This is a genomic window from Gorillibacterium massiliense (genome assembly GCF_000455485.1).
In the GTDB taxonomy this organism is placed as follows: Bacteria; Bacillota; Bacilli; order Paenibacillales; family NBRC-103111; genus Gorillibacterium; species Gorillibacterium massiliense.
In genome coordinates this window covers 16,299-41,217 of sequence record NZ_CBQR020000063.1, presented here as the reverse complement: position 1 = coordinate 41,217, position 24,919 = coordinate 16,299, and the positions used below count along the sequence as shown (strand labels likewise).

At 51.7% G+C, this 24,919-nt stretch carries 24 protein-coding genes; 4 read left to right on the top strand and 20 right to left on the bottom strand.

Features of this window, described 5'->3' with window-relative positions; all coding sequences use genetic code 11:
• Positions 1 to 290: 290 nt before the first annotated feature.
• Positions 291 to 1,199: an ArsR/SmtB family transcription factor gene (locus tag TJ79_RS06990; RefSeq protein ID WP_040949573.1), complete on the bottom strand. Its 909-nt coding sequence runs from the start codon at positions 1,197 to 1,199 to the stop codon at positions 291 to 293.
• Between the two features lie 163 nt (positions 1,200 to 1,362).
• Here TJ79_RS06990 and arfA point away from each other — a divergent pair, with 163 nt between their 5' ends.
• Positions 1,363 to 2,874, top strand: a complete 1,512-nt coding sequence (arfA, locus tag TJ79_RS06985; protein ID WP_420319375.1) for an arabinosylfuranosidase ArfA — start codon at positions 1,363 to 1,365, stop codon at positions 2,872 to 2,874.
• A gap of 149 nt (positions 2,875 to 3,023) precedes the next feature.
• Positions 3,024 to 5,381 (top strand): PQQ-binding-like beta-propeller repeat protein, encoded by a 2,358-nt coding sequence (locus tag TJ79_RS06980; RefSeq protein WP_040949571.1) that lies wholly within the window; start codon positions 3,024 to 3,026, stop codon positions 5,379 to 5,381.
• 53 nt (positions 5,382 to 5,434) lie between these two features.
• Here the strand turns inward: TJ79_RS06980 and TJ79_RS25760 are convergent, their stop codons facing one another.
• Positions 5,435 to 6,067, bottom strand: a complete 633-nt coding sequence (locus TJ79_RS25760) for a TetR/AcrR family transcriptional regulator (RefSeq protein WP_052339355.1) — start codon at positions 6,065 to 6,067, stop codon at positions 5,435 to 5,437.
• Between the two features lie 30 nt (positions 6,068 to 6,097).
• Positions 6,098 to 7,213 carry an aminopeptidase gene (locus tag TJ79_RS06970; RefSeq protein WP_040949570.1) on the bottom strand — a complete coding sequence of 372 codons (1,116 nt, stop codon included), beginning with the start codon at positions 7,211 to 7,213 and terminating at the stop codon, positions 6,098 to 6,100.
• A gap of 148 nt (positions 7,214 to 7,361) precedes the next feature.
• On the opposite strand from TJ79_RS06970, the gene TJ79_RS06965 reads away from it, so the two are divergent.
• The gene (locus tag TJ79_RS06965; RefSeq protein WP_040949635.1) at positions 7,362 to 7,691 is read left to right on the top strand and encodes a winged helix-turn-helix transcriptional regulator; all 330 of its coding nucleotides are present in this window, start codon (positions 7,362 to 7,364) and stop codon (positions 7,689 to 7,691) included.
• Between the two features lie 95 nt (positions 7,692 to 7,786).
• Here TJ79_RS06965 and TJ79_RS06960 read toward each other — a convergent pair whose 3' ends face one another.
• From TJ79_RS06960 to TJ79_RS06905, 13 genes are all read right to left on the bottom strand, one after another.
• A complete protein-coding gene (locus TJ79_RS06960) occupies positions 7,787 to 8,524 on the bottom strand; it encodes a polymer-forming cytoskeletal protein (RefSeq protein ID WP_040949569.1) in 738 nt (245 codons plus the stop codon).
• Positions 8,525 to 8,536: 12 nt separating this feature from the next.
• Complete coding sequence (locus TJ79_RS06955; RefSeq protein WP_040949568.1) at positions 8,537 to 9,163, bottom strand: YhbD family protein; 627 nt, start codon at positions 9,161 to 9,163, stop codon at positions 8,537 to 8,539.
• A gap of 277 nt (positions 9,164 to 9,440) precedes the next feature.
• On the bottom strand, positions 9,441 to 10,028 hold the full coding sequence (locus TJ79_RS06950; protein ID WP_040949567.1) for a P-loop nucleotide/nucleoside kinase family protein: 588 nt from the start codon (positions 10,026 to 10,028) through the stop codon (positions 9,441 to 9,443).
• A gap of 223 nt (positions 10,029 to 10,251) precedes the next feature.
• The gene (locus TJ79_RS26575; protein WP_081756761.1) at positions 10,252 to 10,413 is read right to left on the bottom strand and encodes an anti-repressor SinI family protein; all 162 of its coding nucleotides are present in this window, start codon (positions 10,411 to 10,413) and stop codon (positions 10,252 to 10,254) included.
• Positions 10,414 to 10,545: 132 nt separating this feature from the next.
• Positions 10,546 to 11,010 (bottom strand): DUF420 domain-containing protein, encoded by a 465-nt coding sequence (locus TJ79_RS06945; protein WP_040949566.1) that lies wholly within the window; start codon positions 11,008 to 11,010, stop codon positions 10,546 to 10,548.
• A gap of 24 nt (positions 11,011 to 11,034) precedes the next feature.
• Positions 11,035 to 11,913: a cytochrome c oxidase assembly protein gene (locus TJ79_RS06940; RefSeq protein ID WP_040949565.1), complete on the bottom strand. Its 879-nt coding sequence runs from the start codon at positions 11,911 to 11,913 to the stop codon at positions 11,035 to 11,037.
• 166 nt (positions 11,914 to 12,079) lie between these two features.
• A complete protein-coding gene (locus TJ79_RS06935) occupies positions 12,080 to 12,391 on the bottom strand; it encodes a cytochrome C oxidase subunit IV family protein (RefSeq protein ID WP_040949564.1) in 312 nt (103 codons plus the stop codon).
• A gap of 3 nt (positions 12,392 to 12,394) precedes the next feature.
• The gene (locus TJ79_RS06930; protein ID WP_040949563.1) at positions 12,395 to 13,024 is read right to left on the bottom strand and encodes a cytochrome (ubi)quinol oxidase subunit III; all 630 of its coding nucleotides are present in this window, start codon (positions 13,022 to 13,024) and stop codon (positions 12,395 to 12,397) included.
• Entirely contained in the window at positions 13,017 to 14,933 is a 1,917-nt protein-coding gene (ctaD, locus tag TJ79_RS06925; protein ID WP_040949562.1) for a cytochrome c oxidase subunit I, read from the bottom strand. The genes TJ79_RS06930 and ctaD overlap by 8 nt, the downstream gene beginning before the upstream one ends.
• Before the next feature lie 33 nt (positions 14,934 to 14,966).
• A complete protein-coding gene (coxB, locus tag TJ79_RS06920) occupies positions 14,967 to 15,986 on the bottom strand; it encodes a cytochrome c oxidase subunit II (RefSeq protein WP_040949561.1) in 1,020 nt (339 codons plus the stop codon).
• Positions 15,987 to 16,271: 285 nt separating this feature from the next.
• Positions 16,272 to 17,714, bottom strand: a complete 1,443-nt coding sequence (locus TJ79_RS06915) for a nicotinate phosphoribosyltransferase (protein WP_040949560.1) — start codon at positions 17,712 to 17,714, stop codon at positions 16,272 to 16,274.
• Positions 17,715 to 17,862: 148 nt separating this feature from the next.
• Positions 17,863 to 18,402: a cysteine hydrolase family protein gene (locus TJ79_RS06910; protein ID WP_040949559.1), complete on the bottom strand. Its 540-nt coding sequence runs from the start codon at positions 18,400 to 18,402 to the stop codon at positions 17,863 to 17,865.
• Entirely contained in the window at positions 18,399 to 19,211 is an 813-nt protein-coding gene (locus tag TJ79_RS06905; protein WP_040949558.1) for an alpha/beta hydrolase, read from the bottom strand. The genes TJ79_RS06910 and TJ79_RS06905 overlap by 4 nt, the downstream gene beginning before the upstream one ends.
• A 389-nt stretch (positions 19,212 to 19,600) precedes the next feature.
• On the opposite strand from TJ79_RS06905, the gene TJ79_RS25755 reads away from it, so the two are divergent.
• Entirely contained in the window at positions 19,601 to 20,260 is a 660-nt protein-coding gene (locus TJ79_RS25755; protein WP_052339354.1) for a TetR/AcrR family transcriptional regulator, read from the top strand.
• Positions 20,261 to 20,327: 67 nt separating this feature from the next.
• Here TJ79_RS25755 and TJ79_RS27530 read toward each other — a convergent pair whose 3' ends face one another.
• The 4 genes from TJ79_RS27530 to TJ79_RS06885 all read right to left on the bottom strand — a co-directional run bounded on the left by TJ79_RS27530 (position 20,328) and on the right by TJ79_RS06885 (position 24,879).
• Complete coding sequence (locus tag TJ79_RS27530; protein WP_272944738.1) at positions 20,328 to 20,447, bottom strand: TetR-like C-terminal domain-containing protein; 120 nt, start codon at positions 20,445 to 20,447, stop codon at positions 20,328 to 20,330.
• Positions 20,448 to 20,534: 87 nt separating this feature from the next.
• Entirely contained in the window at positions 20,535 to 20,723 is a 189-nt protein-coding gene (locus tag TJ79_RS06895; protein WP_040949557.1) for a hypothetical protein, read from the bottom strand.
• Between the two features lie 37 nt (positions 20,724 to 20,760).
• On the bottom strand, positions 20,761 to 23,598 hold the full coding sequence (locus tag TJ79_RS06890) for a response regulator (RefSeq protein WP_040949556.1): 2,838 nt from the start codon (positions 23,596 to 23,598) through the stop codon (positions 20,761 to 20,763).
• Positions 23,599 to 23,769: 171 nt separating this feature from the next.
• Positions 23,770 to 24,879, bottom strand: a complete 1,110-nt coding sequence (locus tag TJ79_RS06885) for a lactonase family protein (RefSeq protein ID WP_040949555.1) — start codon at positions 24,877 to 24,879, stop codon at positions 23,770 to 23,772.
• Between the last annotated feature and the right edge of the window lie 40 nt (positions 24,880 to 24,919).

Genomic DNA, 24,919 nt, shown 5'->3' with positions numbered 1-24,919 from the left:
CCAGAGGGTTTGAGTTACACGCATACATCCTGGAGCCCGATGCAAAGGGAGCGGGACAGGAGCCTCCGGGCGCTCTGCAGATTGGCGATTACGCCATTCCGAGAGCCGATTTTCCCGAAAAGGAAACCGGACAACCTATTGCGGCGTCCGGCTACAAACGTGCGTACACTTTCAAACATGCCTGATGCGTAAAAATGCGTGCTGTATGTGCATATGAATCCCGCCTGCATCCGTGTGCAGAACAGGAATATCAATATACCAAAAAGTGGATCGGTCTGGCAAGGACTTTTCTATTCCTCATAGTAGACCCGGAACATAATATCCTGATTGTAGTTGCCGAACCCTTTGCCGAAAAGCGTCAAACCGCCGACATGCAGCGCATCTTCATCAACGGACAGCCGCAGCGTCCAGTGATTTCGGTCCAGCTCCAGGTTGGCAAGCCCCGTCTGCGACAGCAGCTGGCCGTCCATGTACGTACCCTGCTCCTGAATGGAGAGAACTTTGAGCAGGCCATATTGGTTGACTCTACGATGCCACCAATCCGGAGTGAATTTTCCCCGTACCTCGCCAAAATCGCCGGGACTTGTCCATGTACAAAGGTCTGTACCGTTCAGCGAAAACCGGATGTCCGACGGGTAGTTCTCATTGATCTCCGGCGCTTCCGAACCGATTTCCAACGCTATCTCCACCTTCACCGGTTTTTGTCCCGGCAGCAGGTAGTTAGGGATGGTGTACTCAACAAAGCCTTGGCTAAACCAGAGAATGTCCGCGTGCATTCGTTCCGGCTCCATAAAATAACGGGGGTCGTCATATTGGCCGATGACTTTGGTCCGGGTTGCCAGACCGCAAGTTGGCTTCGCCTCGATACGAGTGTAGTGCCCGATTGGAATGGACATCTCATGCACATTCTCCTCTGCGTCATCAGCCTGCGGCATTTGGATCTCGATCTGGTCGACGGCCAGAGCGCAGATTTTATGGGTGCCTTTATCCTTGCGGACCATTCGGGTAGATACAAGTCCCGCCTTCTCCAGCTTGCGGATGTGCATAGTGATAATGGCGCTGCTTAAACCCAGCTCTCCCGCGAGCTCTTTGCCGCTCATGGGGCGCTTGGCCAAAAGATTGATCATGCGGAGCCGCACGTCGCTGGCCAGCGCTTCGAAGAGCGGCAGCCAGTTGGAATCGGTGCTTGCCTTTAACATAGGCTCTTCCTCCTTATTCACTTAGGATTAATATATACATAAATCCATAATGAATCAATTTATATTTTCATATTGCCACTATATTTTTTCTATGGTTAAATGAAGATGAGCTAATACTTTTATTATTAATTTAATATATTCATTAATCGAAAGGAAGATCATGATGGAGCATCAGGCAAAAATGATCGTAGACAAAGACTTTACCATTGGCGAAGTAGACAAGCGGATTTTCGGGTCGTTTATCGAGCATTTGGGCCGCGCCGTTTATGGCGGCATCTATGAGCCAGGGCATCCCTCCGCGGACGAACAAGGCTTCCGCACCGATGTACTGGGTCTGGTCAAAGGCTTGAACGTTCCGATCGTCCGCTATCCTGGAGGAAACTTTGTATCCGGTTACAATTGGGAGGATGGCGTTGGCCCGGTATCGGAGCGCCCGAGAAGACTGGAGCTGGCTTGGCGGACCATTGAACCGAATCTTTTCGGTCTGAACGAATTCATGGATTGGTGCAAAAAAGCCGGGACCGAAGCGATGATGGCGGTCAATCTGGGCACCCGTGGACCGGATGAAGCCCGCGCTCTCGTAGAATATGCCAACCATCCTTCCGGTTCGTATTTAAGCGATCTGCGGGCAGCCCACGGCTACAAACAGCCCCACGGCATCAGAACCTGGTGCCTCGGCAATGAAATGGATGGTCCTTGGCAGATCGGAGCCAAAACCGCAGCGGAATACGGACGCATTGCCACCGAAACGGCTAAAGTGATGAAATGGGTCGATCCAACTCTTGAACTGGTCGCCTGCGGCAGCTCCGCTCTCGGCATGCCCACCTTCCCTGAATGGGAAGCGACGGTGCTCGATCACACCTACGACCATGTGGACTATATTTCGCTGCACCAATATTACGGCAATAAAAACGGTGACTCCGCCAATTTCCTCGCTCAATCCATGGGCATGGACAGCTTCATCAACACGGTCGTCGCCACCGCCGATTACGTTCAGGCGAAGAAACGCGGTAAGAAAAAAATCAACCTGAGCTTCGACGAATGGAACGTCTGGTTCCACTCCAACGACGCCGACAACAAACTTGATCCATGGCAGATCGCTCCTCCTCAATTGGAAGACGTCTACAATCACGAAGACGCCCTCGTGGTAGGATGCATGCTCATCAGCTTGCTGAAACGGGCGGATCGGGTGAAAATGGCCTGCATTGCCCAGTTGGTCAACGTGATCGCCCCGATCATGACCGAGAATGGCGGCGCTGCCTGGAAGCAAACGATTTATTATCCGTACCTGCATGCCAGCTTGTTCGGCAGAGGAACCGCCCTCGTTCCGCTCATTACGTCGCCTAAATATGACTCGATCGACTATACCGACGTGCCGTATCTGGAGGCAGTCGCTGTGCATAACGAAGAGCTGCAGGAAGTGACGATATTCGCCGTCAACCGCGATCTGAATAATCCTCTACCTCTGCATGTTGACCTGCGCAGCTTCGGCGGCTGCAGTCTGATCGAGCACATCGTATTGGAAAGCGACGACTTGAAGGCCGCAAACACCGCCGCACAACCGGATCGGGTTGCGCCGCACAACAAAGGCAACGCCACGGTTTCGGGCAATGAAGTTTCCGCCAAGTTGGCGAAAGCATCCTGGAACGTCATTCGCCTGAAGATCAATAAATAGGATTCGCCATGCTGAATCACACAACAACAAGCCGCCGGCTCCTGCCGGCGGCTTGTTTACATCTGAGACAGTAACGATTTTAAGCGCAACCAAATGTTTCCTCCCCTCGTCTAATAGGGATAGAAGACGGAACAGGAAGTGGGACAGGTATGAGCATGCTCATGGGATGCGTCGGACTCATTAATCGGGTGCAAAAATCGAAGTTTTCAAAAATGGCGGGGATCGTTGGGATCGCCGCTGTTTTGATTTTGTCAGGCTGCGATAAATCGCCATCCGGCTCGAAGACCACGGCATCGGCGACGGCATCCCTTGAAGCGCAGACGCCCTCGCCCAGCGCCTCCCCATCCTCCTTGCCGGCAACCGCAAGCGCTTCCGATGAGAAGAAGGAAATCTTCACCCTGCGGTCCTTCGCTCCATTTTTCGAGGAACCTCTCGTGAATGGCAAGTTGGACAATTCGGCATCGGCCCTTTATTATGCCGCGGGACTCCGTAATGAGGGGGATCAGCCCCTTAAGGTTATAGATAAGCAGCAAGAATGGGCAGAGATTGACGGCATAGACGGAGGCTGGACGCCCGACTGGTACGGGTCGGATGCCGCTGCGAAAATCGAGTATACCAAGCCGATGCGGATCAAGCCGAAATCGTTGACCGAGCTGTACTTGTTCCCGGACAGCGACACCCGTTTCAAGGTCAGCAGCCTCCCGGCCTTCATGCAGAAAGCGATAAGTTCGGGACAATTGATTACCATCGCCCGCTGGAACGAATGGCAGGCTGTTCTTTTGCCTCCCCGGGAGTGGGTGAACGCGGAAAAGAGCCAATTGAATCGTCCGATCCTGCTATGGCTGGCGGATTACGACATTCAACCGGTGGAGTCTCTGGATCGCGGCTTGTTCGCCTATACATCCGAGATTTCCATCGATACCATCCGTCAGATTACGGAAGCCGCTATCTATAAAGGTATGCCCGAGGAATCGGCGCGTCTCTTACTGGGGACACCTACCAGTACGGAAGCTTCCCGCGCCTTGAATTCGACGGATGAGCCTCTACGGGTAGGTGTGAACTGGCGTTACGACTTCCCCCAAGCTCAGTTTTACATTGCGATTGAGAACGGGACCGTACAGGAATGGCATTGGTCGTTGCCTTTGGACAATCCACAGCTGCTTCATGTCCCTTCTGTCTCGTATCCCTATGAACTAACGTACTCGCTCACTCCCCTTCCTCTGGTCCCTTCCCTCCCGGCAAAATGGGAGTGGCGCAATAAGGGAACCTTGGCCTACACCACGCTGATCGCCGCGACATCCGACACCTTGCTACTGCGGGGAGACGACGGGGGCTACAGCGGCATGCATGAAAACAGCAGTGTTTACGCCGTGGACAAAGCGACCGGCAACACGCTGTGGCAGATTAATGCCGGCTTCGGCTGGGCTAACGTTTCCTTATCAGAAGACGGAAAATATGCAAATATTATGACAGCCTATAACCCGGAACTGCACCAGTATGAAAGCAAAGTGCGCCGAATCGGAATCCGCGATGGCAAACCGGTATGGCAATATACCCTGCCGGAACAGCTAGCAGTGGCTAGTATGTCGGCCGCCAAAGGCACGCTGCTTATCGCCTTGGGGGCATATGACCCAAACAAAGGCATTCTCAGAGCTTTGGACGAAGCAACCGGTACCGTGCTATGGGAAAAGGAATTCGACCATGAGCTTACGGTCTTGAGCAATAACCAACTAGAGGAAACCGTAATCGTCAGATACAAAAATGAACTCGGTTGGGAAACGCTGACCGCCCTCTCTCCCGCTACCGGCCAAACATTATGGAGCAAAGAAGAGGCTATGGCCCGGGGGGATACGAATTACCTGGATGTCGCCGAGCCAGTGGGGAATCCCCTTCAGCCAATAACCGGTACCGTTCAGTGGATTCGATTGGGAGGAGAATATGTATACGTTGATTTAGCTTCGGGAGAGATCAAAAGCCGCTACATGCCGATGCCAAAAGACCGCCTCTTCATAATCGACGACAAGCACTGGCTGATCGAACGGCCGAAAGATCAAACCCTTATCCCTGAAGACGAGAAAAGGGAAACAGCTTTAGTTGACCCACAAACGGGAAAAGAGCTGTGGAAGCTGGAAGGCACCGCTCAAGTAGGAAGGATTGAAGGCAGCCGCCTCTATCTCATTCTGAACCAGATTCCCACCGCCGCTCGGCTAAGCGACGGATTCATCCTCTGGCGCACGTCCACCACGGGACTCGCGGATCCCACTCGCGTATATTTCTCATCTTACGAATCCGGAGCCATTAACGTCTTTGGTCAAAATCTGATTATCGGCTCTTACGTCCTGAACAAAAACAATGGGACGATCCTGTACCGCATCGGCGACTACCTTCCTGGTTATCCCGACGGCAGAGGACAGCAAATCCCCCATCTCCTCGACCAGGATCCGGACGGTTTCTTCTACGCAGGATCAACCAACGGATACTTCTCCAAATTCAAATTGCCCAACTAATGCAAAAAAGCTGTTGTCGCCGCGAACATCTCGCGCATCGACAACAGCTTTTTTTAATGCAGATAGCGGAATATCATCGTTTCCATTTCGGTCATCAGCTTGCGGTAATCCTCCGGGTCGCCGCCGCTTAAGAATTGCAGGGCGATGCCGTCCCGGGCTGCCCAAAACAAGGACGCCGCCACGCCGGCATCGGCATCCGGGCGAAAACATCCCTCCGCCTTCCCATCATCCACGATTCGGCGGATAAACGTGATTGCCGTTTCCGTCTGGCGGTCCATCACCCGCTTCAGTTCCTCCCGGCGGGTGGATTCCAGCCAGAAATCCAGATGAAAGGCAAGCAGCCGGTGCAACTCATCAAGCTCCTGCCTGCGGAAATCAGCGAAGACCATACGCAGCTTATCCACCGCGGATGCTTCCGCCGATCCGTCAGCCGAGTCTGCGGTATGAGCGAAGCGCCCCGTCAACTCCTCCACCATCGTCTCGGTGCGCTCTTTCATCAATGCCTTATAGATCTCGTCCTTGCTTGAAAAATACAAATACACCGAGCCCTTGCTCATCCCGAGCCGCCGGGCGATTTCATCCAGCGTTGCCAGAACATACCCTTTCTCGGCGAAACAAGCGAGGGCCGTCTCCATAATGGCGGCCCTACGCTCCTTTTTATAAGCTTCCGTAACTTTCGGCGACATGCGTTCCCCTCATCTTCCGGCAGTGCGAGTCTATTTCAGATTTTCCGGATTGAGCCCTTCCAGTTCCGGCACGACAAAACGTCCATCTTTGCGGATCAGACGGTCATCGAACCAGATTTCACCTCCGCCGTACTCCGGCCGTTGGATGCAGACAATATCCCAGTGGACAGCAGATACGTTGCCGTTATATGCCCGGTCATAGCATTGCCCCGGCGTAAAGTGGAAGCTGCCAGCGATTTTTTCATCGAATAAGGTTTCCTTCATCGGTTCGAGAATGCCGGGATGGAAGCCCAGGGAGAATTCCCCGATATAACGCGCGCCTTCATCCGTGTCGAGAATTTCGTTCATCCGGTCCGTATCATTAGAAGTAGCTTTGACGATTTTGCCGTTCTCAAAGGTAAAGACTACATTTTCAAAGGTGGTTCCTTGATAAGGAGTCGGCGTGTTATAGCTAAGCGTTCCGTTGACGGAATCCCGTATCGGAGCGGAATATACTTCACCGTCGGGGATGTTGCGCTTGCCGCAGCACTTGACGGCTCCGATACCTTTGATGGAGAAGCTGAGATCGGTTCCGGGTCCGACGATGCGCACCTTGTCCGTCTTGCTCATCAATTCCTCCAAGGGATCCATTGCCAACTCCATTTTCCGGTAGTCCAGGGTACAGACATCGAAATAGAAGTCCTCGAAAGCTTCCGTGCTCTTTCCGGCTAGTTGAGCCATAGATCCATTGGGGTAGCGGAGCACGACCCATTTGGTGTTTTTCACCCGGGTATTGCTGTGTACCTTATGGCTGTACAGGGATTGATAAGCATTCATCCGGTCGGTAGGCACATCGGACAGCTCATAAATGTTATCGCGGCTGGATATGCCGATAAACGCCTGCATTTGGTCCATCGTGTTTTTATCAAAATCAGCCCAAATCTTGAGTTGCTCGTCCGTAGCGTTCATCAGTAACTGACGGGTTACGCTGGTGTCTCGCAAGGTCACGAAAGGGTGGCCTCCTGCTTTATGTACGGCTTTTACTATTTCGTTTACCAGTGCTTTCTCGACGTTCGTCGCTTCCACCAATACATTTTCGCCCGGCTGCACCTCTGTCGAGTAATTGACAAGCAGGTCCGCCAGCTTTGCATAACGTATATCCGCCATGCTCCACACTTCCCTTTTATCAGAATTAGGCCGATCTTCCGTTAAAAATGACCGACCGGTCATTTATATAGTGTCGCATAACCACCGCCGCAATTCAACGTCCTTACTTTTTTTCAGGAGATGTGGTAAACTGTTAATGGTGATAATCATGAATAAAGTAGAACAACATCCGCATACCCTTTGTCCCAAATTCGAGGCCGCCTTCGAGCTGTTCGGTAAACGCTGGACCGGCTTGATCATTCAGGTGCTCCTTTCCGGAACCCGGCGTTTCGGAGAAATCGTGCAAAGCATCCCGAACATGAGCGACCGCATGCTGGCTGAACGGCTGAAGCAATTAGAGGAAGAAGGCATTGTCGTCCGCACCGTCTATCCGGAAACCCCAGTCCGCATCGAATATACGTTAACCGATAAAGGCCGCGCCCTGGAACCCGTCATGCGCGAGGTACAAGGCTGGGCGGAAAGCTGGATCATCAAGTAACGCCACAATCAAACAGTTTGCCGCAAAGTCAAAAAATGCAGCTTGCCTTATAGGCTTGCTGCATTTCGCTTTTTCTATCCCGTTCGCCGCTATCCCTACACTTGCACATGCTCCCGGACGACCCCGTTCTCTTCTACGCGGAAAACGCCTTTGTATTCCACGGTGCCGATCTGACAGCCCCGGCCAATAACGACGTTGGTTCCGCGTATGATGCGCGCCGTCGTGAATTCCAGATAGATATCGTCGCCTTCGATGCTATCAACCATCAGTTCGTCATCCTGGTTGAACAGGGATTTGATGAAACGCTCGATGGTGCCGGCGAATCCCTTCTTGCTTATGTTGATTTTTCCTCCGCCGATTTCCCGCGCCTCGCACTTGCCGCTCAGATTCACTTCGATGGTTCCCGCGTTTAGCAGTCCCCCGATTTTGAACGTGCCTCTGGAGTCAAACATCTCCGATTGACAATCGCCGCCAACCGTTAGAGCGCCGCGGATTTTGATTTCTTCGGCATGAAGAGAACCGCCAAAGTGCATGTGTCCATCTACGGCTAAAGCGCCAGCGTCGCCGTCACCCTTGAAGTCAACGGAACCGCTTGTTTTAAAACGCTCCGCGACCATACTGCCGGAAAATGTCGCCGAGCCTTTGACTTCCCCGGACAGCGTTTTTAAATCCCCTTCCCCTTTGCAGGAGCCGTTGATCTCAAAGGATCGGCATTCCAAATCGCCGGTAAGCTTGCCGCTGCCATTAATCTTCACTTCGTTAAACAATCCCCCCGACGCGCTGCCGGACCCGTTGATTTTCAAATTTCCCAACTGCTGTTTCGTCTCTTCCACCGTAACCTCTCCTTACGATCCCAGTTTTATCTTTAATTCTTCCCGTTTATCGCCGATGCGCACTTTACTTGCGATACGATACTGTTCATCCAAAAATACAGCATCCGGTTGGCTAGTTAAAATAGCGCCGGAAATCCCCATTTTACGCAACACCCACAGCTCGCCGTTCCCGTCCTTTAGCTTGAACGTATGATCTTGCAGTACCTGCACGATCATCCGCCCCTCCTCCCGGTTGATATCGCCGGATCGAAGCAAGCCGTCAAGGATATAGAGAATCAGCATTTGCTCAAACGTATAGGAGTCGCTTTGTCCGGCAAGCTCCGCAAAAAACTCCGCCCCTGACTGCGATACCAAATTGCGCCGCACCAAATCATCCTTGCCGAGAACAAGCTCCGCCGAATTCGGCGAGAAAACGTCGGCCAGTTCATCCAGGGACAAATCGTCTTTCATATTCACAATCCTATCTAACCGGGCTAGTATTTTCCGCTTGGGAAAAAAGGTCTCCTGACCCGTGAACGTGGATTTGCGGATGAACCATTCCTCGGGGATCAGGTTTTTGCGTTTCCAGCGGTAAAGCTGCCCGTACGAGATGCCGGTTAGCTCCAGCAGGTCTTTCTTCGAGATGATGTCTTCCTCCAATGTGAATCCCTCCTGATGAAGTCAGTGTAACATAACACTGTTACGTTGTAAAGGCAGACAGCTGCCCTTATGCACTGACGGAGTCGATATCGATGCCTGATATAATGGATGAAGCTACCACGGCGTCCTCCCCTTTTTCGCATAAAATAAAGCTACCCCAACGAATCAGCGGACTCGCGGGGCAGCTTATTTAACAGCACTAAAACTTTGCGAAGCTAAGATTCACCATGAAACGAACGAGATGTATTTTCTATGCCGCTACACCTTCCGCGTGCGGTTAAAGCCCGATAAACGCGGCGATCCGGTCTACCTTCTCTTCCGTCAAGTCGCCACTGTTGTCGAAGATGAGTACATTCTCTTCCGGAATGTCCCACTTGATCTCCGGCACGAACTGAATGCGCTTGGCATATTCGTCCCAATGCTCCAGTTTCCATTCATCCCGGTCCGTATTGCGCTCGATGATCCGCTCCCGCTGTTTATCAGCGTTAGCCAAAGTGACGGCAACCACCTTGACGTCCACTTCGCTTTGGGTCAGACCGGCGGCAGCCAGCATTTCCGTCAGCCATGCCGCAGATTTCAGTTCCGCCGTAAAGGGAGAGATCATGAAGACATTCTGCCGCAGTCCCAGATTCTCAATGCAAATGTCTTTGGCTGTATCGTATTCCAAATCCCGCAGCTTCTCTTTATAGTAGCTGGAATCCCGGTCATCCTTGTCCAGTCCGGCATTCTCCAGCATTGCTTCCACAAAACGTCCCCCCACGGTATCGCGGTCGATAAAACAAACCGGCATCCGCTCTACCAGTTTCCGGGCTACCGTCGTCTTCCCCGTTCCTGCCACGCCAACAAAAAACACCAGCTTGACCATATCCCATTCCCCTCTCCTTCAACTCTCAGTCGCCTATTTTCCGGATTCCGACAACGAACCCTGTATCATCTTAAGTTAACTTCTCTATTGTAACCAAATTACCGGAATCAGCCAAAGGATTTTCCTTAAAATACGAACAAAACCCCCGGCCCCGATATCGCCGAAGCGACACATCAAAGGGCGGCGGGGGTTAATAGTCATCGTAGCTTTCTATCGGATCCAATCAAGTTTGGATATCCCAATTATTCTCTCTTTCCGTTGGCAGAAAAAACTGTCTGAAAAAATGACGCACCTGCTCCACAGACAATCCGATTTCTTTTGCCGCGTTGATCAGCTGAACCCATTCATCATCAAACTTTTCCATATCCGCATGATAGCCATTCATCCTAATACCCCCATCACGGCAAGAGTCAGCTGCTCTATGTTAGCAGTATAACCCGAAGATTATCCGCATGGGTGTCGATATATGGTGTCAGAAAAAGTTTTTTATAGTTATTCTAACTATTCTTTCAAACCCTTAACCGCCGAGCAAAACATCCAGCATCGGCTTGGTCGTGCCACCTGGGTACATAACGTACAGCAGCAGATAGACCATGACCCCCGTAGGTGCCGTTAACAGCCACAGCGTAGCAGTCCAGCGGCCTAGCTTGCGGTGCTTGCCAAACTCCTTGCGATAAGCAAGAAACAAGGTGATGAGCCCGAACACGCCGGCGATTGTAGCTAGCGTAATATGGAAGATCAAGAATACAAAATACGAGTCCTTGATCCAGGTAGGCGCCGCATCGGAAAAGGATGTATTTCCTTCAAACAAAGTGCGGGACATGTAGATGAGAAAAAACATCAGGGCGAAAACCGCGCCCGTCACCATGAATTTTTGGTGGGTCTCTTGCTTCCCTTTGCGGATATAGTACCAGCCGAACCCGACCAATGTAGCGCTAATGACAATAAAAGTCGTGCTTATTGTTGGCAAAACATGAACCATGAGCGGATCCCTTCCATTTCTCAATTAGTGATGCGATAACCGGACGGACGGCTGCGGAGCGTCGTAAGCAGCCGCTTCCTCCGAATCCTTCATCTTTTCTTTACGATACCATGCGAAGAAAACATATGCCAGCACTACGCCGTAGACAATCTCCTGCATGATCTTCATGATCGTTCCCCCCAGCTGTTGGTCGTTGTAATGGGACAACGAATCGAAGACTAACGGCATATCGTAATAAACCTTGTACAGCAGCGTATCGGAAAAAATAATAAGCGCGCAAGCCGGCGTGAGCAAAATACCGTTCACGACGATGTAGGCGATTTTCTGCAGGTCAGATAAACGGCTTGTGGCGTGATCTGGACAAAAGATAGGAAACCACATGTGAAAAGCCGCCAGAATCAATACCAGGTGATAGCCGTAATGTAGCGCCACGTTCTCATAAGCGGCATCAAAAATTTGCGGCACATGATAGATGGAAAACAAGGCGTTGAAAATGAACACGGTCAAAAGTGGATGAGTCAGCGGCTTGAGCCTTTTTTGGACCCAGCTCTTGGCCAGAAACGCCTTCCACCCCCCTTCTGGAATCGCCAGATAGACAAGGGGCGGCATCACCAGATACAGAAGCGACTGCTGCAGCATGTGTGCGCTGAACAGCCGATGGCTGTAATAGGCAAGGGGACTGCCTTGGCCGATGTAGAAGATGACCAGCGCCGAGACCATATAGAATTTCCCCAGTATATTCGAGGGATCGCCGACAGCAGCCGCTGCGGTCTTGTCCCGCCCGGAAAACCGGAAAAACAAATAGCCGATAAGAATGGCCAAAAGCAAGAAATCCGGCCTCCACATATCAAAAAAGTATGCGAAGCCGCTTCCGCTTCCCGCTTCATGCATCATATGCCCCATACGCGGCTCATCTCCTTCCCCGAAGAAGCAAGGATAAACGGATAACGCTGATCATTCAGAGCTAGCGGCGTTTACCAAAGCGAAATAAGGCTTATTATAGTGCCAAGCTTATAAATTCTTATGAAGTTAGAAGACGGCTTCTCTCAAGAAGCCGCCTTCCCCAGCGTTAATTCCACCACATCCAGTAGATGGCGGAGAGTACTCCCCCAAGTACAACAAAAGCTCCGAACGCCAGCCCGATAATCGGGTAAATATGGCCTCTTTCCTTCATATGCATCCAATAGCTCAATTGAAAGATCACTTGGACGATAGCCAGAAGAATGAGGAACATATACAAGAACTGCTTGCTCATGCCGCCGTTGATCGTAATCGCAAACGCCAGCATGGTAAGCAAGATGGAAACCATGAAAGACAGGTAGTGATTTTTCGCTCCATCCGTCCGTTTCCGGCCGGATCTTGCGGATGGTTCGATGCTCATGGGCTAAACCGCCTTTCCCATCAAATAAACTACCGTGAAGATGAACACCCAGACAACATCGATAAAGTGCCAATAGAGACTAGCGACATAGTATTTCGGCGCCGTTACGACGGTGAGCCCTTTCTTCAAGCCCTGCAGGGTAAGGAGGCCGATCCAGAGCACCCCGAAGGTGACGTGGGCTCCATGAAACCCGACCAGTGTATAAAAGGATGTGCTGAAGGCGCTAGTGTTGAATTTATGGCCTTCATTCACATATTCGGTAAACTCGTAAATTTCCAGCCCTAGAAAGGCAAGTCCAAGCGCGATAGTGACGGTGAACCAACTCAGCATTTTTTTCAGCTCGTGCCGGTGCATCGCCAGTATGGCGAAAACGCTGGTCAAGGAACTGGTTAGCAGAATGATGGTCGACCAGCCGACTGTGGTGAGATTGAACAGCTCAGCCCCGGTAGCATGGTCATTGGTTTGGTTGCGCAAGGCAAGGAAGGTCGCAAACAGCGTGCCGAACAAAACCACTTCGCCGCCAAGAAAAAGCCAGAAGCCAAGCACTTTGTTCTTCCCATCCAGCGTCGCCTTTTCCGGTTCTGCCGGAATCGGCGCTTCAAGCTCAAGGGCTTGAACGTGGGCATTAGCCATGGATCCCGCCTCCTTTCCCTTCCGCTTCATCCGGATGGATATGCCAACCGGCATCATCATTTAAGGAACGAACCAACATACAGGCTAAGGTGATGCCGACGCCTATGATCGATACCGCATAGGAATGGAACAACCCGTTCAAGAAACTGTTGTCAAACTCATACTTGCCGTACATGAAGCCGAACCCGGCGATAAACAAACCTACTGCCATGAAAAAAGGCAAAATCGTTGGAGACGGCATATGAATGGACCCAACCGGCTCCGCGGGAGTAACCGTTGTGTTGCCCGCCATCTTCTCCTGCCAAAGAGGATCGAGCGCGCGAACAAGAGGAGTTTGTTTAAAATTGTACTCGGGAGCAGGCGACGGGATCGTCCATTCCAGTGTACGGCCGTCCCAAGGATCGCTTTCGTTTTCCGCCTGCTTCAAGGATGTCAAGATGATGTTGAGCAAGAAGATAATGCCGCCAACGCCCATCATAAACGCTCCGATAGAGCTTAACAGATTGCCGAGAGCCAGATCGTCGCCGCTTTGATAAGTGAAAATCCGCCGCTGCATACCCATGAGACCGAGAATGTTTTGCGGGAAGAAGGTCAAGTGGAAGCCGGGGAAGAAGATCCAGAACTGCCAGTGACCCAGTTTCTCGCTGAGCCGGCGGCCAAACATCTTCGGCCACCAGTAGAAGAAACCCGAGAACAATCCGGCAACGATGCCACCGACGATAACATAATGGAAATGGCCGACGACAAAATAGGAATCGTGATACTGGAAGTCGGCATCCGGCACCGCCAGCATGACGCCGCTCATCCCCCCGATGACGAAGCTCGGAATGAAGCTGAGCGCCCAAATCATCGCCACCGTAAAGCGGATCTGTCCCCCCCATAAAGTCAGGAGCCAGTTGAAAATTTTCACCCCGGTGGGAACGGCGATAGCCATGGTGGCAATGGCAAAAATGGAATTGGCTACTGGGCCAAGGCCCGATGCAAACATGTGGTGAACCCATACCATGAAGCCGAGGAAGCCGATGAGCATGGTGGCGAACACCATGGAGCTGTAGCCGAACAACCGCTTCCGCGAAAAGGTAGGAATGACTTCGGAAATAATGCCGAACGCAGGCAAAATCAGAATATATACTTCAGGATGCCCGAAGATCCAGAAGATGTGCTGCCAGAGGATGACATTGCCGCCCTTGCCGACCTCGAAAAAGTTGCCTTCGAAAAGCCGGTCGAACATCAACTCCACCAAGCCCACGGTGATGGCCGGGAAAGCAAACAGGATCAAGGCGGAGGTCACGAAGGACGTCCAGGTGAACAGCGGCATCCGCATGAAGCTCATGCCCGGCGCCCGCATGTTGATGATGGTGACCAGGAAGTTGATCCCCCCGATCAACGTACCAAGACCGGCAATTTGCAAGCCGAGGACGTAGAAGTCCACTCCATGACCAACGCTGTAAGCCGACGTCGAGAGTGGCGCATATGCCGTCCAGCCCGCATCCGGAGCTCCTCCCATGATCCAGCTCACGTTCAGAAGGATGCCGCCAAAGAAGAACAACCAGAAGCCGAGGGCGTTAACGAAGGGAAAAGCAACGTCTCGCGCGCCGATCTGCAGAGGGATCACGGCGTTCATAAAACCGAACAGAAGCGGCATCGCCGCAAGGAAGATCATCGTGGTGCCGTGCATCGTAATGAGCTGGTTAAAGGTCCCGCCCACAAAAATGCTCAGTCCCGGAGAAATCAACTGGATCCGAATAAGCATTGCCTCCAACCCGCCGGCAAGGAAGAATAACCCTCCTGCAAGGAAATAGAGGACTGCGATCTTTTTGTGGTCGACGGTTGTTAACCAATCCATCAGCCCGGTACGCCTCTTGGCCGTATGGGCATGTGCGTGCGCCGGTGCGTGCGCGTAAGCCATGCGGAAACCTCCTTATTGGTCATAAGCCGGATTCTATTTCAAGGTTTGCAAGTACTTGACCAGATCGCCCATTTGGTTGTCGTCCAGTTGATCTTGAAACGCCGGCATTTTCACGCCCGGTTTCTTGGCCGAAGGGTTGGCGATCCATTCCTTCAGGCTCTCCTCATTGTTATCCAGCACACCCGCCAGCTTTTCCCGGTCGGCTATATTATTCAGGTTTGGACCGAAACCTTGACCGGTAGCATCAGTGGCATGGCAGGCCATGCAATTATCCTTAAAGATTTCCTGACCGCTCTGCACATCGGCTGCAACCGTTTTCGGAGTTGTCATCTTAGAATACCAGGCGTCGTAATCAGCCTGTTCCATTGCTTTCACTTTAAAGTCCATCAACGCGTGAGACGGACCGCAAAGCTCGGCGCACCTTCCTTTATACGTTCCCGGTTCCTCCGCAACGATATACATCGTATTTTTGTTACTTCCGGCATTAGTATCGATTTTCCCAGCCAGGGACGGCACCCAGAAGCTGTGGTTTACGTCGACGGAGGAAAGCTCAAACACGACTCTCTTATTGACGGGAATGACCAAATCTTCCGCCGTATTGATCACGACTTTCTTGTCTTTATCCAAATACTCGAATTGCCACCAGAATTGATGGCTGGTTACGTTGATATGTATGGCTTCGGGATCATCTCGATAATCCTTGGAATGCTTGAACGTATAAAAAATCGTCGGGACCGCGATGACCAAAAGCAGAAAAATTGGAATGATGGTCCATATAATTTCCAACAGATGATTGCCTTCTACCTGTTTCGGGATGCTGGTATCCCCTGGACGTTTGCGATAGCGGAATAGGACATAGATGTAGATGGCCATGACGACGAGAAAAACAAAAATCATGACTCCCAAACTAATTGTAATCAGTGATAATTGTTCTTTGGCAACCGTACCTTTTGGTTTCAACGCAGAGAGATGGTCATCTCCGCATCCCGCTAAGATGAGTGCCATGATCCCTGTGAGTGGCAGAAGACGCCACAGAGATTTGTTACGACCCATCAGGTATCAACCCCTATTCAGCTATGGTAGTCCGTTAACATAATTAAATATTTCTTGTCAACAAACAAAATCACTAAAATAACGATACAATCGTTAAATCTTTTTGTCAACGAACGAAACTCTTTGGAAATGATGTTCACAAATTGTTCTTATTTTATAATATTTATTAAATAAAACGCTTTATAATTTTTGCGCAAACACAAAAAAAACGCCCAAAAAGGAATCGGAATGATCCTTTTGGACGGTTATCTCTACCTATCAGCAAAAAGCTCTACGGCTATTTATTTATTCCATATACTTCTGGATCAGCTCCATCTTCATATCCCAAGTGCGGCGGCTTAAATCAACGGGGTACGGCTCTGGATTGAGTCCGCGCAAATATTGCGGCCAAAACGTTTCAAGCTGTTCCAAGTACCTCTTTCGGCTCTCCGCAAGGGGAGGCACCGTATAGACAAGCTCCCCGTCCAGAAAAATCGGCTTCAGAAGCTGGGACGCTTCGTAATCCGATACTTTTTTCTGAATGTACGTGTGCGTGGGGTTAAACAATCGGATCGTCTCCCCGTTAGGCACATCCCCCTCCGCCAGGGTGATCAGATCCCCCTCCGCCTTGCCGGTTTTCCGGCTGATGATGCGATAGACGTCCTTGATGCCGGGCGTGGTGATTTTCTCCGGGTTAGCGGATATTTTGATAGCCGGCTCAAACTCGCCGTTCTCCATTTCCCGGGCAACCAGCTTATAGACTCCTCCTAGAGCGGGCTGATCATAACCGGTGATCAGGTGAGTCCCTACTCCCCAAACATCGATGCGCGCCCCCTGGGACTTGATCTCGGAAATCGTTTTCTCATCCAAATCGTTGGATGCGGTGATGGAGACATAGGGAAGCCCGGCGTCATCCAGCATTTTGCGGGCTTGAATCGACAAATAAGCCAAGTCGCCGCTATCCAGGCGGATGCTTTGCAGCCGTTTGCCCTTGGCTTCCAGCTGTTTGGCGATTTTGATTGCATTAGGGACGCCGCTTCCCAACACGTCATACGTATCCACCAGAAGCGAGGTATGATCCGGCAGCGCCTCCGCGAATTTGGCGAAGGCTGTCTCTTCGTCGTCATGATCCTGCACCCAGGAATGGGCATGTGTGCCTTTGGTCGGAATACCGAATTTCATCCCGGCCAGCATGTTGGATGTGGCGTCGAATCCCGCCAAGTACGCGGCTCTCGCCCCCCAGATCGCAGCATCCTGTTCCTGGGCGCGGCGCGAGCCGAATTCCAGCAGCGTGTCGCTGCCGGCCACCCGTCTCACCCGGGCTGCCTTGGTGGCAATCAGCGTCTGGAAGTTGACGAAATTCAGCAGCGCCGTTTCGATCAACTGTGCTTCGAATACACGGGCTTTGATGCGAAGGAGTGGTTCGTTGGGGAAAACGATGGTCCCCTCCTCCATAGCATACAGATCTCCCCCGAAACGGAAATTCCGCAGCTCATCAAAAAAGTCCGGATCATAGTTCTCTTCCTGCTCCGCCAGATAGCGAATCGCTTCCTCGTCGAATCGAAGGTTTTTCAAATAATCGATCACCCGTTCCAACCCGGCGAAAACGGCAAAACCGTTGCCAAAGGGCAGCTTGCGGAAGTACATATCGAATACCGCACTGCGGTTCAATGTGCCATGAAACCAATGGGCGTACATCATATTGATCTGATATTTATCGGTGTGCAATGCGAAGTTTCCGCAGCTCATATAGAATCCCTTCTTCATCAAAACTTCTTGCATGCAAGGATAAACGACTAACGCAGTCCCTTTCAGGACGAGCGACGTTTTCCATAGCGGACAAATTATAGTGGCAAGCTTATATTCTTATGGAGAAGTATATCCGCACGCAAGTTGATTATTCTTCTATAACTTCCGCACCTAGGGTTCCCCGGAAGTGATCCAGCGCCCAATCGTGACCCGCCGCATTAAAGCTGGCCACCGCCGGCTGGTGAACGACGATGTGGTAGCCTTTATTATAGGCATCTACCGCCGTATGCAAAATGCAGATGTCGGTACAGACGCCGACCAGATGAAGCTCCCGAATCCCCCGTTCCGTAAGCCACGCATCAAGACCCGTCCCGTGAAAAGCGCTGTAACGGGTTTTGTCCATCCACATGATGGACGCCTTGCGGCTCTCATAAAGCTCATCCAGCTTGCCATACAAACGCCGGCCTTCCGTCCCTCGAATGTTATGAGGCGGAAATAATTTGGACTCCGGATGGTCGGGATCGTTTTCCTCATGGAGGTCTACGGCCATCACCACGGCGTCTCCGTTATTCAGGAATTGCTTCACAAGCTTGACGATGGCATCCTCAATGGCAATCGCAGGTTCCCCTACCGGCAGCTTGCCGGTGACAAAGTCCACGGTGTAATCAATGACAATCAGCGCCTTCATTCAGCCGCCGCTCCTTTCGAGAGGTTTTCTTCCAAAAATAAGAGAGCGTCTTGAAGATGAAGAGAAGCGTAAGGCCAACCATGCTCTCCCGGGAACTCCTCATAACGGTGAGAATAGCCGATTTTCTCCAGATGGCTGCGATAATAACGATTCATGTCCAAAAGATAATCTTCTGTGCCGCAGTTGAAATAGAAAGCCGGAGCGGTTCCCTCTCCAAGCCTGCGAACGGCCAGCAAGTACAAATCCCGCTCCTTGGCGTATGGACCATTAGCCGGACCCGTTATACGGGGAAAATCTGATCTTGCGAACTCCTTGCTGCTCATGCCGAGCACGGAGCCAAGAGCGCCGGAAAGGCTGGCGGCAGCGCCGAACAGATCCGATCGGTGAAGAGCTAAACTTAAAGCTCCGAAGCCGCCCATAGAGAAGCCGGTGATTCCACGGGTTTCCCTCGTGGCTATGGTCCGGTATTCCTTGTCAATGAAAGGAACCAGATCATCGGTTATGTACTGCTCAAAGTTTCCCGACCCATCATACCAATCCATATAAAACGTGCCCTGCCCATAGCCTCCGTCTCCCGGAATCACAGCGATGCACTCCTGGAGCCGCTTTTCGGCGATCAAACGGTTCAAGGTATCTTCCGCACCCCCGCGCTCCAGCCAATCCGGCTCTCCGCCGTAGAGCCCATGGAGCAAATAAACTACCGGATAACGCCGATCCGTTTCCTCATTATAGCTTGGCGGGGTATAGACAAAACACATTTTGCGAGCATTTAGCGCGCCGGAAAAAAACAATATGGGTTTGACTCCCATCGTCGCTCGCCTCCTCTATGCTCATATATATCACAATGGCAGTCCGGCTACAACGAGTAGCCGGTCTGCGCATATTCACAGAAGGAATCTTCGTAACCTTCGTAACGAAAGAAGCTGGGATCATGTCATTGAAATAACTGCGTAAAATCATCGTAAAATTGAGCTCCCAAACCAGACGGATATTTCCAGTAAACTTGTGGTAAAAATGAGGTTTTTACGGGTGATCTAATATTTTTATCGCGTTAAAGAGTTAAATCGCTAAATTTATGATTGACACCGCTTTTAGGGAACCGCTATGATAGTACGAAATAACGTGAACGCAGCCTTTGCGAACGGACAGCAAGCGGCCAGCCGGCGATTTCCAATAACATGGAATAGAAGGTGATCAGGTGAAGCAGGTGCGAACCTCCAAAGGTATCGTAACAAAGAGAAATATTGAAGAGGCCGCAGGAAAGCTGTTCGGACTCTACGGTTATCAAGGGGTGACGATGCGGGAGATCGCCAAGGAAGCCGGATGTTCCCACACCTTGATCTACATGTACTACAAGGACAAGGAAGAACTGCTCCGACAGATGGCTTCTCCGCTTCTGGAAAAACTTCTCTATCGAATCCGTCAAACCCAGAAGGATCCAGCCCTTCCCCCTGTAGCTTGTTTGCAGTCGATCAGCCACGACTTGGTCCATTTTTGCCTTTCCCAGCGCTCAATGGTCTCCATTCTCTTCGCGAATCCCCCCGCTACTTCCCAAGGGGGATTGGTGATCGCGCAAGAGTCCTTCGATCACGGCCCCTGTATCGAAACCTTGCGCAATGAATTGTACGCATGCATCCGATCCGCTGTAGGCTGCTGCCTCCCCCGTTCGGAGCCGGACACGGAGCGAACCTTTCACCGTCTGTATCTGTTCATGCTCCACGGTCTGGTCATGAGCTATACCGAACGAAATGAAACAGCCCCGGAGCTATTGGAACGCGCTTACCCCCTGATCGATCAAGGGATCAAGGTGTTGTTTGGCGGCATCGCCCCTATTGGGGCACGGGAATCCGTTGGATGACGCTGCTTGCTGAATGCCATTGCCGCCTGTTAACGGACATCCGTTAATAGGCGGCTATTTTTTTGCCTCAACCGTCGGTGAAAAAGAAATGGGTAGCGCCCAAATAATGAAGCCGAATCAGCTGCAGCGACATGTACTCGGGCGTGTACGGCATGCCGTTTTCCAACCAGTACATGATGATCCCCATATGGGCGGGCGAACCCGCAGGCGCTTCTGGATGCGCCGACTCGCGCCTCCTTACCCGCTGATGTCCTAGCGGAATTGCGCCATGTGTTCAGTACATCCGTGGACCATTTGTACCTTGCGCATTCATCTTTGTCTGCATCGGTCTGGCCGCCAGCCTGTTCATGGGAAGCGCACGCTTGGTGGAAAAGAAGCTGCCGTCGCCTAAACCAGGGGAAAGCGAGCCGCTTTCCTCCTGAAAAAGCTGAATGGAAGGATGAATAAAAAGGGGAGCCGTCAAGGCCTCCCCTTTTTGTACCTTCCGAATCTATGCCGTTTTATGAGGACAGCCATACCTTCATCAGCGAGATGAGCTGATCCAGATTGATCGGTTTGCTGATATAATCCGAGGCGCCCGCCTCCAGGCATTTTTCCCGGTCGTTCTTCATCGCCTTTGCCGTGATGGCAATGATGGGCAAACCCTCAAACACGGCTTCCTTGCGAATCGCCCTCATCGTCTTGTAGCCGTCCAATTCCGGCATCATGATATCCATCAGCACAAGATCGATGTTCGACTGCTCTCCATGGAGAATAGTCAGAGCCTCGCATCCGCTATTTGCCGAGACGACCTTCATTCCCAGCTTTTCCAGCGCGGCCGTCAAGGCGAATACGTTGCGTACGTCATCGTCAGCAATCAGGACGCGTTTTCCAAGGAAAGGCGCATTTTCCGTCTTTACCTCGTCCCGGTTAGCGGCTGCATTAAACGATTCTTCTTTCACCCCGGCAGGATTGGCGAATGTTCCTGTTCCGTTTATCGGCATGCCGATTGCCCCCCGATTACTCTCCTTGGCGGCAGCCGCCTCTCCATCCGAACTCTGGTTTTCTAAACGACCGGCAGTTACCGGATGCTCAGGCAGGTAGAGAATAAACCGGCTTCCTTTACCCGTCTCGCTTTCCATGCCGATCCAGCCGCCCAAAAGCGCTGCCAGCTCGCGGCTGATCGACAAACCCAGCCCGGTGCCGCCGTACTTGCGGCTCGTGGTGCTGTCCGCCTGCTGGAACGCCTGGAAGATGAGATCCTGCTTATTGTCAGGGACGCCAATACCCGTGTCGGCGACAGCGATAGCCAGCCAATCGCCCTCCCGCTCGTCGTTTCTGCCATCCTCACCTTCCGAAAATGAGCCAAGCTCATCTTCCGATGGCCGATAAATGCATAGGGCGACCGATCCGTTTTCCGTAAATTTTATCGCGTTGGAAAGCAAGTTTTTAATGATTTGATGCAGCTTCTGTTCATCCGACTGAATGACAGTCGGCAAATCACCCTCTAGTTCAATGCGGAATGCCAAGCCCTTCTGATCCGCCTGATGGCGGAAATTAATCTCCATGGCCTCAGTTAGGGTTGCGAGATGGACATCTTCCAAATGGATCTCGATTTTGCCGGCTTCGATTTTGGACAAATCGAGGATATCATTGATTAAACTCAGCAAATCGCTGCCTGAGCGGTTAATCACTTTTGAATATTCCTGTTCCTCTTCACTCAGGCTCCCCTCCTGGTTCTCCATCAGCATTTGAGACAAAATCAATATGCTATTCAGGGGAGTTCGCAGTTCATGGGACATGTTCGCAAGGAAATCCGTTTTGTACTGGGAACTTTGCTCCAACTGTTCCGCTTTCGCCTCCAGTTCCTCGCTGAGCTGTTCCAATTCCTTCGTTTTGTGCTCTGCGTAGCGATTGCGGATTTCCAACTGCTCATTGGTGACGCGCAGCTCCTCGGACTGCATCTGCAGTTCCTCCGCCTGCTGCTGCAATTCTTCGGCCTGCGTCTGCAATTCCTCGGTTTGTGCCTGGGACTCGGCCAGAAGACGGACGATTTCCATCCTTCCTTTTATGTTGTCAATGGTGATGCCCAGATTGCCGAACAGCGCCTTCAGCAGCCTTTCTTCCTTCTTCCCGAACGAACAAAGGGAAGCCAGTTCGACAACCGCCACCACCTCGCCCTCGTATTCCACCGGAGCGATAAGAACGTTTTGCGCCGGTGCGCTGCCCAGACCTGAGCCGATGCGAATATAGTCGCTCGGGACGCCATAAAGCCGGAAAATTCTCCGCTCCTGGGCGCTTTGCCCGACCAACCCCTGACCCATACGGATCGACTCGGCGCCGACCGATTCCGCATGGGCGGCATAAGATCCCCGCCGCATCAGGCGCTGCTCTCCCTTTTTCCCGATGACCATATAAAAAACGCCGTACTCAGCGCCGACCATAGGAGCGACATGACGGATAAATCCGTCAGCTAACTGCCCAAGCTCGGACAAACCCTGATACATGGTAGCCATATCGGCAATGCGCGATTGTACCCAGTTCTCTTCCTCGATGCTCCGGTTGGTTTCCTTTTCCATCCTGCGGTAATTCTCCAACATCTCTGCCATACCGTTAAAAGCGAGTGAAATGTCGCCGATCTCATCCTTCGTTTCAATGGCGAGACGGGGCAGCGTCTCCTGGTTGCGAACGTCCATTCTATTCATGACCAAAGAGATTTTCCGCAAACTGCCTGCGGTGCTGCGGATCACCCAAACGGCGATGGCGATGGCAAAGATCAACGCGACAATGCTGGTGGTGACAATAATCGCAAGCGTTAAATAATAAGTTCGCATGGACGATTCGGCGGACTCTATCATCAACTCTTTTTGATAATCGCTGAAGGTGGTTACCTGACTGATCAGCGCGCTATAGCCATCCCACTCCGCACCATCGGAAAGCGCCTTCGCATTGCTCCAATCTCCCGCTTTTACGGATTCGAGGATTTCATCCTGGATGCGATTATACGATTCAAAGCTTAAGCGGGTTACGGTATAAGTAGCTCTCCCTTGCTCCGAACTGACCAGATCTCCCACCTGCTCCAGCACGGTAGCTGCCTCTTTTCGGCTGTCAGCCAGACTAACGAGCCTCTTGTCCATGCCAGCTCCATTATCCTTAATCAAACCGAGAACGTCATTATGCATGGAGTGAATATCTTTGGCGAAGGTCGTGACCAGATCCACCTTTTTGAAGCGGTCGTCCATGATTTCGGTCAAATCGGATTTAATCGCATTAAGCTGAACTTTAACCACAATAAATAATAGAAACATCAACGCCAAAATAACGCCGAAGCCGAGAAATTGCTTTTTTCGAAAAGCCAAATATCCCATCCCCCTAGCCTACAAGCTTACTTCTGTTTCCTGCCGAATATGTGGATATGTTCAATATCCTATCTATTAGATTATACTAATAATAAATAATAGAATACTAAGAGATCTATTGGACAAAAAAAGACAGAGTGTCCTGCTTTCCGGACCTCTGCCAAAAATCGATTAATTCGCGGGGTTTTGCCAAAAACGCAGGCACACCGGCTCGCTGACGGAAAGAGAAACTCCCGCATCCTGCAAAGCGCCTGTATCGGGATCGACGCGGAAAACGGTGATATTGCCTGTAAACTGATTGGCTACAAGCAAACCGCTTCCATCCGGAGTGAGTGTAAAATGCCGGGGCCAGCTTCCGCCCGTAGAATAGTGCCCCGCCGGTTCGATGCGGCGTCCCGCCTCCTGTACCGCAAACACAGCGATGCTGTCATGGCCGCGGTTGGACGTATAAAGAAACCGTCCATCGGCAGATATTGCGATTTCCGCCACGGTATTGTTCCATCGATCCGGCGCAGGCAGCGTCGATACGCTGGCAAGAGGCGTAAGGCTGCCTTTCGCCCGGTCAAATGCCAGCACCGTCACGGTAGAATTCAATTCATTGGCTACATAAGCATAGGGCTCCGTCGGATGGAAAACCATATGGCGGGGACCGTCTCCAGGCGGAAGCTCCGTTTCTCCGTGGCGAACGAGCCGAGGCTTTTCACCTTCTGTTGTCTTTTCCACCCGGTAGATGATCAAGCGATCAATGCCCAAATCAGCGTTAACGGCAAAACGTCCGGAAGGGTCCGGGGTAACCGAATGAGGATGAGGTTCTCCCTGACGCTCTTGGTTCGGTCCGCTGCCTTCATGCTTATCGATATCGCATACCGGCGACAGCCGTCCGTCTTGTTCAACGGAAAAAAGCGACACCGCCTCGCCGACATAATTGGCAACATAGGCATACTCGCCGTTCGGGGCAAGACTGATATGGCAAGGCCCCGCCGCCCCCGTGTTTTCCCGGTTCAGCAGGGTCAGTTTCCCACTAGCGGGGTCGATGGCGAAAGCGCAGGCTGAACCTCCCGGCACACCGTCACTCTCTTCCGTTTCCAACACCGCATACAGTCTTTTTCCATCGGCGCTGAAGGTTAGAAAACTCGGATTCGGCAAATCCTCTACGCTTTGAATCTTTTGAAAAGTCCGTTCAGACGGATTAAACCGGTATACCTGAATTCCCTCCCGGGACTCATGAGTATAACAACCGACATACAAAATCAAATCCTGCTTCCGTACCGCTTCGCTCATTGTCGAGCCTCCTCTATGGGCAGCTGATCTTATGGCTTTA

Coding starts and splice junctions, on each gene's coding strand:
- arfA (WP_420319375.1), top strand. CDS start 1,363: ATGGAGCATCAGGCAAAAATGATCGTAGACAAAGACTTTACCATTGGC.
- TJ79_RS06930 (WP_040949563.1), bottom strand. CDS start 13,024: ATGGCTAATGCCCACGTTCAAGCCCTTGAGCTTGAAGCGCCGATTCCG.
- TJ79_RS06945 (WP_040949566.1), bottom strand. CDS start 11,010: ATGGTTCATGTTTTGCCAACAATAAGCACGACTTTTATTGTCATTAGC.
- TJ79_RS06970 (WP_040949570.1), bottom strand. CDS start 7,213: ATGGCGGATATACGTTATGCAAAGCTGGCGGACCTGCTTGTCAATTAC.
- TJ79_RS06885 (WP_040949555.1), bottom strand. CDS start 24,879: ATGAGCGAAGCGGTACGGAAGCAGGATTTGATTTTGTATGTCGGTTGT.
- TJ79_RS25760 (WP_052339355.1), bottom strand. CDS start 6,067: ATGTCGCCGAAAGTTACGGAAGCTTATAAAAAGGAGCGTAGGGCCGCC.
- TJ79_RS06990 (WP_040949573.1), bottom strand. CDS start 1,199: ATGTTAAAGGCAAGCACCGATTCCAACTGGCTGCCGCTCTTCGAAGCG.
- TJ79_RS27530 (WP_272944738.1), bottom strand. CDS start 20,447: ATGGGGATCATCATGTACTGGTTGGAAAACGGCATGCCGTACACGCCC.
- ctaD (WP_040949562.1), bottom strand. CDS start 14,933: ATGGCTTACGCGCACGCACCGGCGCACGCACATGCCCATACGGCCAAG.
- TJ79_RS26575 (WP_081756761.1), bottom strand. CDS start 10,413: ATGAATGGCTATCATGCGGATATGGAAAAGTTTGATGATGAATGGGTT.
- TJ79_RS06910 (WP_040949559.1), bottom strand. CDS start 18,402: ATGAAGGCGCTGATTGTCATTGATTACACCGTGGACTTTGTCACCGGC.
- TJ79_RS06915 (WP_040949560.1), bottom strand. CDS start 17,714: ATGAGCTGCGGAAACTTCGCATTGCACACCGATAAATATCAGATCAAT.
- coxB (WP_040949561.1), bottom strand. CDS start 15,986: ATGGGTCGTAACAAATCTCTGTGGCGTCTTCTGCCACTCACAGGGATC.
- TJ79_RS06905 (WP_040949558.1), bottom strand. CDS start 19,211: ATGGGAGTCAAACCCATATTGTTTTTTTCCGGCGCGCTAAATGCTCGC.
- TJ79_RS06935 (WP_040949564.1), bottom strand. CDS start 12,391: ATGAGCATCGAACCATCCGCAAGATCCGGCCGGAAACGGACGGATGGA.
- TJ79_RS06980 (WP_040949571.1), top strand. CDS start 3,024: ATGAGCATGCTCATGGGATGCGTCGGACTCATTAATCGGGTGCAAAAA.
- TJ79_RS06965 (WP_040949635.1), top strand. CDS start 7,362: ATGAATAAAGTAGAACAACATCCGCATACCCTTTGTCCCAAATTCGAG.
- TJ79_RS06950 (WP_040949567.1), bottom strand. CDS start 10,028: ATGGTCAAGCTGGTGTTTTTTGTTGGCGTGGCAGGAACGGGGAAGACG.
- TJ79_RS06940 (WP_040949565.1), bottom strand. CDS start 11,913: ATGGGGCATATGATGCATGAAGCGGGAAGCGGAAGCGGCTTCGCATAC.